Annotated in this window: 11 protein-coding genes; 7 read left to right on the forward strand and 4 right to left on the reverse strand. The window is 65.8% G+C overall.

Translation table 11 applies throughout. From position 1 onward, the window contains the following. Positions 1 to 10 precede the first annotated feature (10 nt). The 7 genes from EL249_RS06865 (at position 11) to EL249_RS06895 (ending at position 10,227) form a co-directional block, all read left to right on the forward strand. Positions 11 to 1,135: a flagellar basal body P-ring protein FlgI gene (locus EL249_RS06865; RefSeq protein ID WP_005673513.1), complete on the forward strand. Its 1,125-nt coding sequence runs from the start codon at positions 11 to 13 to the stop codon at positions 1,133 to 1,135. A gap of 66 nt (positions 1,136 to 1,201) precedes the next feature. Further along, on the forward strand, positions 1,202 to 2,245 hold the full coding sequence (flgJ, locus tag EL249_RS06870; protein WP_005673512.1) for a flagellar assembly peptidoglycan hydrolase FlgJ: 1,044 nt from the start codon (positions 1,202 to 1,204) through the stop codon (positions 2,243 to 2,245). 21 nt (positions 2,246 to 2,266) lie between these two features. After that, complete coding sequence (gene flgK, locus EL249_RS06875) at positions 2,267 to 4,153, forward strand: flagellar hook-associated protein FlgK (RefSeq protein WP_005673511.1); 1,887 nt, start codon at positions 2,267 to 2,269, stop codon at positions 4,151 to 4,153. A gap of 2 nt (positions 4,154 to 4,155) precedes the next feature. After that, complete coding sequence (gene flgL, locus EL249_RS06880; RefSeq protein WP_005673510.1) at positions 4,156 to 5,055, forward strand: flagellar hook-associated protein FlgL; 900 nt, start codon at positions 4,156 to 4,158, stop codon at positions 5,053 to 5,055. Between the two features lie 76 nt (positions 5,056 to 5,131). Then, on the forward strand, positions 5,132 to 6,316 hold the full coding sequence (locus EL249_RS06885; protein ID WP_005673509.1) for an EAL and HDOD domain-containing protein: 1,185 nt from the start codon (positions 5,132 to 5,134) through the stop codon (positions 6,314 to 6,316). 200 nt (positions 6,317 to 6,516) lie between these two features. Beyond that, positions 6,517 to 8,352 carry a dihydroxy-acid dehydratase gene (ilvD, locus tag EL249_RS06890; RefSeq protein ID WP_040531271.1) on the forward strand — a complete coding sequence of 612 codons (1,836 nt, stop codon included), beginning with the start codon at positions 6,517 to 6,519 and terminating at the stop codon, positions 8,350 to 8,352. 546 nt (positions 8,353 to 8,898) lie between these two features. Beyond that, positions 8,899 to 10,227: a serine hydrolase gene (locus EL249_RS06895; protein WP_169311674.1), complete on the forward strand. Its 1,329-nt coding sequence runs from the start codon at positions 8,899 to 8,901 to the stop codon at positions 10,225 to 10,227. A gap of 128 nt (positions 10,228 to 10,355) precedes the next feature. Here the strand turns inward: EL249_RS06895 and EL249_RS06900 are convergent, their stop codons facing one another. The 4 genes from EL249_RS06900 to EL249_RS06915 form a co-directional block, all read right to left on the reverse strand. Then, positions 10,356 to 11,096: an IclR family transcriptional regulator gene (locus EL249_RS06900; RefSeq protein ID WP_050782063.1), complete on the reverse strand. Its 741-nt coding sequence runs from the start codon at positions 11,094 to 11,096 to the stop codon at positions 10,356 to 10,358. Between the two features lie 185 nt (positions 11,097 to 11,281). Then, a complete protein-coding gene (locus tag EL249_RS06905; RefSeq protein ID WP_040531262.1) occupies positions 11,282 to 12,370 on the reverse strand; it encodes a quinone-dependent dihydroorotate dehydrogenase in 1,089 nt (362 codons plus the stop codon). Next, the gene (locus tag EL249_RS06910) at positions 12,367 to 13,095 is read right to left on the reverse strand and encodes an arginyltransferase (RefSeq protein ID WP_005673504.1); all 729 of its coding nucleotides are present in this window, start codon (positions 13,093 to 13,095) and stop codon (positions 12,367 to 12,369) included. Before EL249_RS06910 ends, EL249_RS06905 begins: the two co-directional genes overlap by 4 nt. Then, positions 13,092 to 13,901: a leucyl/phenylalanyl-tRNA--protein transferase gene (locus tag EL249_RS06915; protein ID WP_005673502.1), complete on the reverse strand. Its 810-nt coding sequence runs from the start codon at positions 13,899 to 13,901 to the stop codon at positions 13,092 to 13,094. The genes EL249_RS06910 and EL249_RS06915 overlap by 4 nt, the downstream gene beginning before the upstream one ends. Positions 13,902 to 13,969 lie beyond the last annotated feature (68 nt).

Raw genomic sequence — 13,969 nt, forward strand, 5'->3', positions numbered from 1 at the left:
TGGTCGGGCAATGATCACCAGGCTGCTGGCGGCTACCTGTGGGGTGGCTGCCCTGATGGGCAGTCTACCGGCGCAGGCCGAGCGCCTGAAGGAAGTGGCCAGCATCCAGGGGGTTCGGACCAACCAGCTGCTGGGTTACGGCCTGATGGTGGGGCTGGACGGTACTGGAGACCAGACCACGCAGGCGCCTTTCACGGCGCAGAGCATGAAGTCGCTGCTGCAGCAGCTGGGCATCCAGCTGCCGGCTGGCGTGACGCCTCAGCTGAAGAACTCGGCCGCCGTGATCGTGACGGCGCAGCTGCCTGCGTTCTCGCAGCCGGGACAGCTGATCGACGTGACGGTGTCCTCGGTGGGCAACGCCAAGAGCCTGCGCGGCGGCACGCTGTTGCTGACGCCGCTGCGGGGCGTGGATGGCGAGATCTACGCCGTGGCGCAGGGCAACGTGGTGGTGGGCGGTGCAGGAACATCGGCCGGTGGCAGCAAGGTGCAGATCAACCATCTGAGCGCCGGGCGCATTCCTGGCGGGGCGACTGTTGAACGGGTCGTGCCCAATCAGACGCTGGAAGGCGATTCGATCCGGGTGGAGCTCAACCGCACGGACTTCTCGGACGTGCGGCTGGTGACGGATGCGATCAACCAGAAGATCCGTCTGCGCCCGGGCAGTGACGGCCGTCAGGCCGTGGCGATGGACGCCCGGGTGGTGCAGGTGCCGCTGCCGCGCGATCCTGCGCAGCGCGTGGGCTTCCTGGCCGAGCTGGAATCCATGGAGGTGGCACTGACGGCCGCGCCGGCCAAGGTGATCGTGAATGCGCGCACCGGCTCCGTGGTCATGAACCAGTCGGTGGCGCTGGCACCCAGTGCCGTGGCGCACGGCAATCTGTCGGTGACGGTGTCCTCGACGCCGGTGGTGAGCCAGCCCGGTGCCTTCTCGGGCGGGCAGACGGTGGCCGGGCAGGTGTCGGACATCACGGTGCGCCAGGAGGGCGGAGCCGTGATGATGCTGCCGAAATCGGCGCAGCTGAAGGATCTGGTGCGGGCGCTGAACTCGCTGGGCGCGACGCCGCAGGATCTGATTGCCATTCTGCAGGCGCTGCAGGCGGCAGGCAGCCTGAAGGCCGAGCTGGAGATCATCTGATCCGGCTGGTGCTTCATTCTCGATGATGCGAGGGGGCGGAATGTCGCCCCCCGGGAGCATGTTGCGATGTCTCTGTCTTCTTCGGCCTTCTCGGCCCGGGCCGATGCGGCCTCGTCGGCCGGCCTCGCTTATGACGGACGCAGCCTGGATGCGCTGCGCCATGCCAGTCCTCAGGATCGGGAGGCCATCCGCCAGGTGGCCCAGCAGTTCGAGGCGCTGTTCATGCGTCAGCTGCTCAAGGGCATGCGTGACGCGGTGCCGAAAAGCGGCATGTTTGATGGTGCGGGCAGCGATACCTTCACCAGCATGCTGGATACGCAGCTCTCGACCATGGCGGCCGGGCAGGGCAACGGTCTGGCCGCGATGATCGAGCGACAGCTGCTGGGGGGCGCTGGGGAAGGCGCCCGTCCGGCGTCTGTGGTCGGTGCCTGGTCGCCTCGGGAGGGCGAGCCGTTCATGCCAAAAGCGCCAGAAGCCGAGGCGGTGGTTTCGTCGGCTGCCGAGGGTCTGGGGCAGGGCGGGCAGAGGGATCCGTCACGGCATGGTGGTGATGCCCGGAGCGGACAGCTGGATGCCACGGCGAGGTCTCCATCAGGAGGTCGGGTGGTGGCCGGGCAGGGGCTGGCGGCGCTGGGGCCCGTGCAGGCAGCCTTCGTGCAGAAGATGTGGCCGCATGCCCTGAAGGCCCAGCAACAGACCGGCCTTCCGGCAGCATGGGTCGTTGGTCAGGCCGCATTGGAGTCCGGCTGGGGGCAGCGCGATATACGGGATGCGCAGGGCAATCCCAGCCACAACCTGTTCGGCATCAAGGCGGGCAAGGGGTGGACGGGCCGGACGGTGGCCGCGATGACGACGGAGTATGTCGATGGCGTGGCCAGAAAGTCCGTGGAACTGTTCAGGCGCTACGAAAGCTATGCCGAGGCATTTGCGGACTGGGCGACCCTGATGGCGGCCAATCCGCGCTATCGGCAGGTGGTGCAGGCCGGCAGTGCCAGAGAGTTTGCCGAGGGGCTGGAAAAGGGCGGTTACGCCACCGATCCGGCCTACGGCACGAAACTGAAGCAGACGATCGGCAGTCTGCTGCGGGCGGTGACCGGGCAGCGACAGTAACCAGAAGGGAAGACGGGCAACATGGCAGGACTCATCCAGATCGGGCAGAGCGCGCTGGCAGCAGCTTATACGCAGCTTCAGACGGGCGGGCACAACATTGCCAACGTGCATACGCCGGGCTATGTGCGCCAGGAGGTGCAGCTGGCGACGGCGGGCGGTCAGTACCATGGGCATGGCTACATCGGCAACGGTGTGGAAGTGCAGGACGTGCGCCGCGCCTATGACCGGTTCATGGCCGACGAGGTCACGCGCAGCACCTCGCTGGCCGGCACCGATGCCGTGCGGGCGCAGCAGCTGGGGCAGGTGGACAACCTGCTGGCCGATACCGAGACGGGCATTGGTGTGGCCATGGACGAGTTCCGTGCGGCGCTGGGCGACCTGGTGAACCAGCCGGCCGACGGCAGTGCGCGGGCGGTGATTGCGGCACGCGCCAACACGGTGGCAAACCGTTTCTCGGAAACCTCGCAGAAACTGGAAGCGATGGTGGGTGAGGCAGGCCGTCGACTGGAGGATTCGGCCCAGTACGTGAATGCCCGGCTGGAACAGGTGGCATCGCTGAACCGTCAGATCACGCAGTCCTACGCCAATGGCCATCAGCCCAACGACATGCTGGACCAGCGGGATTCGCTGATCAATGAGCTGGCCTCCAAGATCCAGCTGACCCGTGACGATCAGCCAGATGGTTCGGTGAACCTGTATTCAGCCAACGGTCATTCGCTGGTTCTTTCGGAGCGGGCGGCCCAGCTGAAGACCGTGCCGGGTGATGCCGATTCGGCTCGCACGCGCCTGATGCTGGACATTCACGGCAAGCAGGTGGAAATGAGCGAGAGCACGCTGGGTTCGGGTGAGATCGCCGGGCTGCTTCGCTTCCGGGACCAGGACCTGCTGGCGGTTCAGGCATCGCTGGGGCGGATGGCGGCCGCTTTCGCCGGCGCCTACAACGCACAGCAGGCGCGCGGTCTGGATGCGAACGGAAAGCGTGGCCAGGCCATGTTCGAGGTGGGCAAGCCGGTGGTGCAGGCAGCCGACCACAACACCGGCGGGGCGAAGCTGGAGGTGAGCGTTCTCGATACGTCGAAGCTGAAGGCGGCCGATTACCGTCTTTCCTACGATGGCAGCGTCTACCAGCTGGAAGACGTGGTGAGCAAGAGCCGTCGTGAATTCGCTCAGATGCCGATCGAGGTGGACGGTCTGAGTATCCGGCAGGCATCCGGTGCGATGGCTGCAGGGGATTCGATGATGATCCAGGCAGGCACCGCTTATGCGGGCCGCATGCGATCGGTGCTGCGCGATGGTAGTGCAATTGCCTCTTCGGACGTGATGACGGTGAATGGCAGTGCTGCCAACAAGGGTTTCACGACAGTCAGGCAGCTTGCGGAAGATGAGGAGGGCAAGGGCGGGCTGGATCCGGTCAAGGTGACCTTCACGGCGAACAACCGGTACCGGGTCGAGGTGAATGGCAATGCCGTGGGGGCCGAGAAGGAATTCGAACCCGACAAGCCCTTTAATGTGGAGGCGAACGGCTGGACGCTGACGCTGAGCGGGCGCCCTGCGATGGGGGATGTACTGGAGATGAAGAAGCGTAGCGCGCCACGCCAGGACAACGCCAATGCCCGTGAGATGACGCTGCTGGCCGATCGGCATAACGTGGATGGTGCGACCTTCAGCCAGGCCTTCGCGTCTCTGCTGTCGGATGTGGGGAGCCGTGCACTGCAGGCCAAGACGTCGGAGAAGGCATCTGCCAAGATGCTGGAGGGTGCCAAGACGGTGCTGGCCAACCGCAGCGGGGTGAACCTGGATGAAGAGGCGGCACGTCTGCTGCAGTACCGGCAGGCGTACCAGGCGGCGGCGAAGGTGATCCAGACCGCTGATGAAATGTTCAATTCGATTCTGGCTCTGGCAAGGTGACGATGATGAGAGTGGCAAGCAACCAGTTCCGTAACCAGGCGGTGCAGACCATCACCGAGCAGCAGGCGACCATCGCCAAGTTGCAGCAGCAGGCCTCGACTGGCCAGAAGGTGAATCGCCCCAGCGACGACCCCCTGGCAGCGGCCGAAGTCGAGCGCCTGCGGTCCGATCAGGCACGGACGAACATCGAGAAACGCATGATGTCGTTTGCCAAGAGCCAGATGGCTCAGGCCGAGAGCCTGCTGGGCAACGGCATCGAGACGCTTCAGCGTGCGCGTGACCTGATGATCAGTGCCCGCAACGGTGTCATGAACCGTGAGGACCGCGAGACGATTGCCGGGCAGCTGATGCAGTACCGCATCGAGCTGCTGGACATTGCGAACCAGCAGACACAGGACGGCAACTACATCTTTGGCGGCAGTGGCAGCGAGCATGCACCCTTCTGGCCGCAGAACAATCCGACCTTCCAGAGCGAGCCGGGGGTACGGCAGACGGGTCTTCGGATTCCGTATGACCTGACGGTGGACGGTTCGTGGGTGATGCAGGGGTTTGGCGCCCGGGATGAAGAAAGCATCTTTCAGGAGCTGGATACGGTGATTGGCGCGCTGCGCGGCAACGGTGACGTCGATGGCGCACTGAAGCGCGGGATGTCGTCGGTGGATCAGACGCTGAACCTGATGTCGGAGCAGCGCAGCATCCTGGGCGAGCAGATGCACATGATCGACGCGCGCGAACGTCTGCTGTCGTCGGGTGAGCTGAGTGCATCCCAGCGCCGCTCGGACCTGATGGACACCGATTATGCCGAGGTGCTGTCGGGCATCCAGTCGCGTGACATGGCATTGCGTGCTGCCATGCAGACCTATTCGCAGGTCTCCCGGTTGTCGATGTTCGACTACCTCTGATCGCTGCAGGGTTGAGGGAGCAGGGGGGCGCAGGTAGGCTGCGCCCGGGATCCTCCGTCTTTCGGGAAGTGCATTGATGTCATTGTCCAGTCTGCTGATCGGCTACCGTCCCGTGATCGACCGTGATCGTCGCATCATGGCCCTGCAGGTGCGATTTGCCTCACTGGGTGAGGAGCCGACGCGGCTTTCGGACCTGTATCGGCTGATGGCCGGAGATCGGCCACTGCAGTCGCATACGCTGCTGCTGTCGGCGCCGCAGGCCGAGTTCGATGCCGGACTGGGTGATCTGGAGCCGACTCCGGGACTGTGGCTGGAGGTGCCGGCGACGGTGGCCGAGGATCCGGAGCATCAGCAGATGCTGCTTCTGCTGCATGATCGCGGCATGGGCATGGTGCTTCAGGGAACGCCCGCCACGCAGCTGCCCGAGGAGCTGCTGGCGGTGTTTCGGCTGGCCATGGTGGATGTCGAGGATGAGCGGCGCGGGAAGGAGGGTGAGCCGGATACGGGGCTGATCCGGCCACGTACGCGGCGCAACACGGCCGTGGTGCAGAGCGGTGTGGACAGTCTGCCGCTGATGGAGCAGGCCTTCTCGATGGGCGCCTATGCGGTGTGCGGCTGGCAGATTCCGCCGCTGGTGCCCTCGGATTCGGTAGTGGGCAGCGCCGACTATCTGGGCGTGCTGCGGCTGCTGTCGATGGTGGACCGGGATGCGTCGTTGCGCGAGATCGAGGCGGTGGTCCGCCAGGAGCCGGAGATCGCTTTCCGGCTCCTGCAGCATATTGATTCGATGGGTTTCGGACTGTCGGTACCCGTGCAGAATTTCCAGCAGGCGGTGATGTTCATGGGCTACCAGGGGCTGCGCCGCTGGCTGTCGTTGATGCTGGTAAGCGTGAGTGCCGACGAAAGTCGCCGACCGCTGATGCTGGCCTCGTTCCGACGGGGGCTGATCCTGGAGCAGCTGGTCGGCCACGGCGCTGACAGCGAGCTGCGCGAGGAAATGTTCCTGCTGGGCGTCTTCTCGCTGCTGGATCGGGCGCTGGGGCAGCCGTTCTCGAAGCTGCTGGCCAAGGTACGGGTGCCCGACGCCGTGCGTGAGGCGCTGGTGAAGGGCACGGGGCCGCACGTACCGCTGCTGCGGGTGGTGGAGTCGATCGAGCAGGGACCGACGCCGGATGTGCTGGTCTGGCTGGAGAACAGCCACCTGGGGCTGGATGCGTGCAATCGTGCGATCCTGGCCACGCTGCGCGTCGTGGAGGTCTGAAGGCCTTGACGGCCTTCAGGCCGGTGGGCTTGGTGCTGCCGGGGTGACCGGAAGGCGTTTGTCCCAGTGATCTGCGGCTGTCCTGATGGCTTGCATCATCCGGCGTGATACCCGGAACTGCGGGGGTGGCGTCGGGATGTTTCATGGCAGGAAAGAAGCCGGCTGGATGTAAAATGGCCGGCTATTTTTTTGGAGAGATCATGCCCAAGTTACGCTCTGCCACCAGTACCCAGGGCCGCAACATGGCCGGTGCCCGCGCGCTCTGGCGCGCCACCGGCATGAAGGAAACCGATTTCGGCAAGCCGATCATTGCCGTGGTCAACTCGTTCACGCAGTTCGTGCCGGGGCATGTGCATCTGCGCGACATGGGCCGGCTGGTGGCCGAACAGATCGAGAAGGCCGGGGCGGTGGCCAAGGAGTTCAACACCATTGCCGTGGACGACGGCATTGCGATGGGCCATGGCGGGATGCTGTATTCGCTGCCCTCGCGCGACCTGATCGCCGACTCGGTGGAGTACATGGTCAATGCGCACTGTGCGGACGCGATGGTGTGCATCTCCAACTGCGACAAGATCACCCCGGGCATGCTGATGGCCGCACTGCGACTGAACATTCCGGCGGTGTTCGTGTCGGGCGGGCCGATGGAGGCCGGCAAGACGAAACTGGCCGACAAGGTGATCAAGCTGGACCTGGTGGACGCCATCTACAAGAGCGCCGACCCCACGGTGAGCGATTCCGACAGCGACATGATCGAGAAGTCGGCCTGTCCGACCTGTGGTTCCTGTTCGGGCATGTTCACGGCCAACTCCATGAACTGCCTGACCGAGGCGCTGGGGCTGAGCCTGCCGGGCAATGGTTCCTGCCTGGCCACGCATGCCGACCGCCGTCAGCTCTTCCTGCAGGCGGGCGACCAGATCGTGGAGCTGTGCCGCCGCTACTACCAGGAGGACGATGCCTCGGTGCTGCCGCGGGCGCTGGCCACGCGCGACGCCTTCGAGAACGCGATGAGCCTGGACATCGCCATGGGCGGTTCCACCAACACGGTGCTGCACCTGCTGGCTGCGGCCCAGGAGGCCGAGGTGGACTTCACGATGGCCGACATCGACCGGCTTTCGCGTGTGGTGCCCTGCCTGTCCAAGGTGGCGCCCAACACGCAGAAGTACCACATGGAAGACGTGCACCGGGCCGGCGGGGTGATGGCCATCCTGGGCGAGCTGGATCGGGCCGGGCTGCTGCACAACCAGACGCGCACCATCCTGGGCGTGTCGATGCAGAAGCAGCTGGCGTGCTACGACATCATGCAGACGCAGGACGAGGCGGTGCATACCTTCTACCGGGCAGGTCCGGCAGGCGTCCGTACGACCGAGGCGTTTTCGCAGGACTGCCGCTGGAAGACGCTGGACCAGGACCGGGCCGAGGGCTGCATCCGCGACCGGGCCCATGCCTACAGTCAGGACGGCGGTCTGGCCATGCTCTCGGGCAATCTGGCCGAGAACGGCTGCATCGTGAAGACGGCGGGCGTGGACGAGAGCATCCTGAAGTTCACGGGCAAGGCCAAGGTCTTCGAGAGCCAGGAAGACGCCGTGGCCGGCATCCTGGGTGGCGATGTGGTGGCCGGCAACGTGGTGGTCATCCGCTACGAAGGCCCCAAGGGCGGCCCGGGCATGCAGGAGATGCTCTATCCCACCAGCTACCTGAAGTCGATGGGTCTGGGGGCGGCCTGTGCGTTGCTGACCGATGGTCGTTTCTCGGGGGGCACGTCGGGGCTGTCGATCGGGCACGTCTCGCCGGAGGCAGCGTCTGGCGGGATGATCGGCCTGGTCGAGGACGGTGACACAATCGCCATCGACATCCCGAACCGTTCGATCCGGCTGGAGGTTCCGGAAGAGGAGCTGGCCCGGCGGCGTGCCGCGATGGACGTGCATGGCTGGAAACCCCGCAACCGACAGCGTGAGGTGTCGTTCGCGCTGAAGGTGTTCGGGCACTTTGCCACTTCGGCCGACAAGGGGGCCGTGCGTGACAAGACGATGCTCTGACCTCACGCGGGGCATTCTGTGACCTCAGGGGCCGGCTTTGCCGGCCCCTGTCGTTTGTAGGCCCATCCGTGTCAGAGTGAGGGTGTGCCGAATGGGGAGGAGAGAATGATCAGGGCCGAGGGGACGCCTGGATGACGCGGAAGATGAACAGGATTTGCTGCAACGCAACGTCTTGCCGCGGATGGTTACGCACGGCCTTTCAGACGGATCTTTCGGTCGGGGCGCTCAATCTGGCAATGAAAGCAAGTCTTGTTACGGAATGTGTTGTATATATCCCGAAAATTGAAGCTGTCACTCGTCGGTTCCTGGGTTGCTTCCGTCGGTCATTCGGCGACGAATTCCGGTGAATGCAGGCTGGGCGGGGATCTTCGGGGGATGGGCGGTCGGTGGCGTGTGTGGGCGGAGCGCAACTTTAGGCGCTGCTTAAGGCTATACGGGTAACGCATTGAAAAACCAATGATTTAGCTATTAGAATGTACGCATTGGTTCAAGGTTGTGGCGAAAGGAAAGATGGTGCGCGCAGTTACGTTGTCATGGGTGTCCAGGGTGCTGGTGAGTGCAATGCTGCTGGCAGGGGGGGCCCATGCTCAGGCGGCGCCGGCCCAGAAACCTTCGGCCGGGGTCAGCGGCAAGGCGGGGGCGTCGCGCAATGCCAAGGCCGCCTCCAAAAGTACGCGCAAGACGGCTGCAGCCACGAAGGCTGCCGGTTCTGCAACCCGGGGTGGCGCCCCACGCAGTGCCAACGCAAAAACGGGCAAGGCCGTTGCCGTCAAGGCGACGTCTGCCGCCAAAACAACCAAAATTGGTAACAAAAGCGCGCAATTTGATGCCAAGAAGAAGCCTGCCGCCAAAGCCGCCCTCAGTCCGGTGCGTGTAGCCACGACGACCGGTGCGCGCTCCGGCAAGGGGCATGATGCTGCGGCGCAGCGGAAGCGTGTCGAATCTGCCATGGCAGCGGTGGCCCAGGAACAGCGCCGGTCCGCCTCCGCGCGCCCGCAGCTGCTGGGCACGGGGAGTGCCGGGGTCGGTGCGCGCACGGTGTCGCTGGCAGGCAACGAGAGCTTTGCGCCCCGTGCATCCGAACTGCCGGCCATCGCCGGTGGTTCGCTGGGCGAGGCAGCTGGCCTGAACCGCATCCCGGATCCGCTGGCGCTGCGTTCCAGCGTGGCGCTGGTGGTGGATCCGCGCAACGGCAAGATCCTGTATGACAAGAATTCGTCGGCGGTGCTGCCCATCGCCTCGCTGACCAAGCTGATGACGGCGATGGTGGTGCTGGACGGTGGACAGCCGCTGGACGAGAAGATCCGCATTGAGGCCGAGGACCGCGATACCGAGCGCTACAGCACCTCGCACCTGCCGGTGGGTACCGAGCTGACCCGGGCCGAGCTGATGCAGCTGGCGCTGATGTCTTCCGAGAACCGGGCAGCGCACGCGCTGGCGCGCAGCTATCCGGGCGGGGTGACGGCCTTTGTGGCGGCGGCCAACCGCAAGGCGCGCGAGATCGGCATGTGGGATTCGGTGTTCCTGGACCCGACCGGGCTGTCGGCCTCGAACGTGTCGACGGCGCGTGATCTGGCATTGCTGGTGGCACGTTCGGCGCGCTATCCGGAGATCCGTCGTTTCTCGGTGGCCAGCCAGCTGCAGGTGCGCACGGCCTACGGTACCCGGGTCTTTCACACCACCAATCCGCTGGTGGGCAACCAGCAATGGGGCCTGACGGTGCAGAAGACGGGTTTCATCAACGAGGCGGGCAATTGCGTGGTGATGCAGGCCCGTGTCAATGGCCGGCAGATGATCATCGTGCTGCTGGATTCGCAGGGACGGTATTCGCGGGTGGCCGATGCCAACCGCATCAGGCGCTTCCTGGAAGGCTGACCAGCCCAGGATGAACAAAGAAAGGCCCCGGACGGTGCATTACGCACCCTCCGGGGCCTTTTTCATGGGTGGGGTTTCGGTGGTCGGCGGGCCTGCATGGCCCTGATGCTTGCTGCCGTGACCTGGCGTCAGTGGGCGCTGTCCGATCTGCTGGCGTCGTAGCCCAGCGAAGCCGAGATCTGCGCTGCCGTGCGGCACAGCTGTTCGACCCAGCCGTTCTGCAGGAAGTCGGCCGGGGCCGAAATGGACAGGCCGGCCACCAGGTCACCCGAATCATCTCGGATGCCGGCGGCGATGCAACGCACGCCCAGTTCCAGCTCCTCGTTGTCACGGGCGAAGCCGTGGGAGCGCACCTGGGCCAGTTCGCGCTCCAGACGGGCCGGGTCGGTGAGGCTGTTGCGGGTGTGGCCGGCCAGGCCGGTGCGGCTGATGTAGTTCTGCAGCGCCCGGTGGTTTTCGCCCGCCAGGAACAGCTTGCCGACCGAGGTGAGGTGCAGGGGCGCCCGCCCGCCGACAGCGCGCACCACCTGCATGCCGCTGCGCTCGGACAGGGCACGCTCGATGTAGACGATCTCGTCGCCCTGGCGGATGGAGAGGTTGATGGGCTGGCCGGTGAGGCGGTGCAGCTCGCGCATGGGGCCCATGGCGGCGTCGCGCACGCTGAGCCGGGCCTTGACCAGGTTGCCCAGTTCCAGCAGCCGCAGCCCCAGCTGGTAGCTGCCGGTGTCGACGCGATCGACGAAGCGGGCGGTGACCAGATCGTTGAGGATACGATGGGCAGTGGACGGGTGCAGTGCCGTGCGACTGGACAGTTCCTTCAGGCTGACGGCCCGGGGCTGCTGGGCCAGTGCGTCGAGCAGCGACACCATGCGTTCCAGGACCTGGATGGTGGTCTTGATGCCCTTGCCAGGGCGCGAGGCGGGCTCAATGCCAGCCTGGGGGGGAATGGTGACTTCAGGAGGTGTGTTGTCTGTCATCAGGGCTCAAGGAGGGCTCTGGGGGAAGGGCCATGGCTGGGCCCTCCCGCAGACGGATTCATCTGCTGTCCGTGATTCTAGCGTATCGTCTCATCATGCCGGTGAATGGCCCGGGCGGCGGCAGAGACCAGAGCGGGGCCTTCGTAGACCAGGCCGCTGAAGATCTGCACGAGGTCGGCACCTGTCTCGATCTTGGCCACGGCATCCTGTGCCGACATGATGCCGCCCACGCCGATGATGGGGTAGCGGGCGGGCAGACCGGCACGCAGGGCGCGAATGACCCGGTTGGAGGCCTCGAACACGGGCCGGCCCGACAGGCCGCCGGCTTCTTCGGCGTGGGGCAGACCCTTGACGGCCTCACGCGAGAGGGTGGTGTTGGTGGCAATGACGCCGTCGATGTGGTGGCGTACCAGTGCCTCGATGATGACGGCAATCTGGTCGTCATCAAGGTCCGGTGCGATCTTGAGCAGCAGGGGCGGATTGCGGCCCACCGAGGTGGCCAGTCGCTGGCGCTCGCGGTCCAGCGCACCCAGCAGCTCGTCCAGTTCGTTGCCGCCCTGCAGCTTGCGCAGGTTGGCCGTGTTGGGTGACGAGATGTTGACGGCCACGTAGTCGGCCAGCGGCATGACGGCGGCCAGGCCGGTCAGGTAGTCGCGCGTGGCCGATTCCAGCGGGGTGGCGGCATTCTTGCCGATGTTCAGGCCCAGCACCGGCGGGGTGTCGGGCTGGCAGGGGGCACCGGCAGGCAGTGCCTGGCGCTTCTGCCAGGCCCGGGAGGTTCGGACGTTGCGCACGAAGGCTTCCAGGCCCTCGTTGTTGAAGCCAAAGCGGTTGATGATGGCCTGGGCCTGGGGAAGGCGGAACAGGCGCGGTTTGGGATTGCCGGGCTGGGGCAGCGGGGTGACCGTGCCCAGTTCGAGAAAACCGAAGCCCAGTGCGGCCAGCGCGTCGATGTGGCTGGCGTTCTTGTCCATGCCGGCCGCGATGCCGACGCGGTTGGGAAAGGACAGGCCGAGCAGTTCGACGGGGTCGTGGACGCGTGCCGGGCGCAGACCGGCCGGCACGGCAGCCAGCAGGTCCATCAGCCGCAGGCCGGCGTGGTGGGCGCATTCGGGATCCTGCAGGAACAGCAGGGGGCGCAGGGTCCGGTAGCCCAGGGCGTTCAGTCTTTCAAGGGTATCCATTGTCCGTCTATCCGTTGTTCGAGCGGGCGGAAATTGCTCTTGTAGCGCATGGAGCGCGCTTCCTCGATCCAGTAGCCCAGGTAGAGGTAGTCGAGTCCCAGTACCTGGCACATCCGGATCTGCCAGAGGATGCCATAGGTGCCCAGGCTGCCTCCGGGCAGATCGGGCTCGAAGAATGTATACACCGCGGACAGGCCGTCGTCGAGAACGTCGATGACCGAGACCATGACCAGGGTGGAGTCGGGGGTGCGGAACTCGACCAGCCGGGTGTCGACACCTGATTGCAGCAGGTATTCGCGGTACTGGTCCTCGTCGTCCTCGTCCATGCTGCCGCCGCTGTGGCGGGCCTGCTGGTAGCGGATGTAGAGCGCGTAGTGCTCGTCGCTGAAGACCAGCGGCAGGTTGCGACTGATGAGGCTGCCGTGGCGGCGGATGGCGCGGCGCTGGCTGCGGTCGGGCCGGAACTGATGCACGGGGACGCGCACCGGGATGCACGCCTGGCAGCTGTCGCAGCGGGGCCGGTAGGTGAAGCGGCCGCTGCGCCGGAAGCCTGCACGTACCAGCTCGCCATAGTTGTCGGCGTCGATGGAGGCAGCGGGTTCGGCCACCTGTGAGCGGGCGAAGCGGTTGGGCAGGTAGCTGCAGGGAAAGGCGGCCGTGACGTATAGCCGTATGTAGCGCTGGGTGGGAGGCCGGTTGTCGCTCATCGGCTGAAGTCCGGCCAGGCGATGTCGCGGGCCATGGCCTGCCAGTCGGGGGCGGGGGCAGCCAGCAGGGGGCGGATGTGCGCCAGGAAGTCGGCACGGGAGATGTCGCGGCCGCCCAGACTGCCCAGGTGCCGGGTGGACTGCTGGCAATCGACCAGGGGAAGACCGTGGGCGGCCAGCAGGTGCATCAGCGTGGCGAAGGCGCACTTGGAGGCGTTGGGTCGGCGGGTGAACATGGACTCGCCGAAGAACATGCGGCCGATGGAGACGCCATACAGGCCGGCGATGAGCTGGCCGTCTTCACGGACCTCCAGGGAATGGGCCATGCCGCGTTGATGCAGGGCCGTGTAGGCGGCCCGGATGGCAGGAGTGATCCAGGTGCCGTCCTGGCCGGGACGGGGCTCAGCGCAGGCTTGCATCACGTCGGCAAAGGCCGTGTCGAGCGTGATCTGCCAGCGGGGTGTGGCAGGGGCGGCAGTGCTGTCTTGCGTCGGGGCGCCTTGGGGGGCACGCGGGGAGACGGAGGACGTGGGACCGGGATGATCGCTGGCGGCCAGGCGTGCCAGCAGCCGCCGCAGCGAGCGCGAAGGCGAGAACTCGTCGACGAAGACGACCATGCGCGGGTCGGGCGACCACCACAGGACCGGCTGGCCCGCGCTGTACCAGGGGAACAGCCCCTGTGTGTAGGCCTCCACCAGCCGGTCAGGGCCCAGGTCGGCCCCCAGGGCGATGAGCCCGGGATGGCCCGGCACGTCGCGGTCGGCGGCGGGCAGCGGGGTGTCGGCTTCGACCCAGTAGCGAATCATCGGTGGCGGGGTGTTGAAGGGGCGAGGGGAATGCGGTGATGGAACCGGGCAGGAAGAGACGATCGGGG

Origin of the sequence: Lautropia mirabilis, assembly GCF_900637555.1 — a bacterium.
GTDB lineage: Bacteria > Pseudomonadota > Gammaproteobacteria > Burkholderiales > Burkholderiaceae_E > Lautropia > Lautropia mirabilis.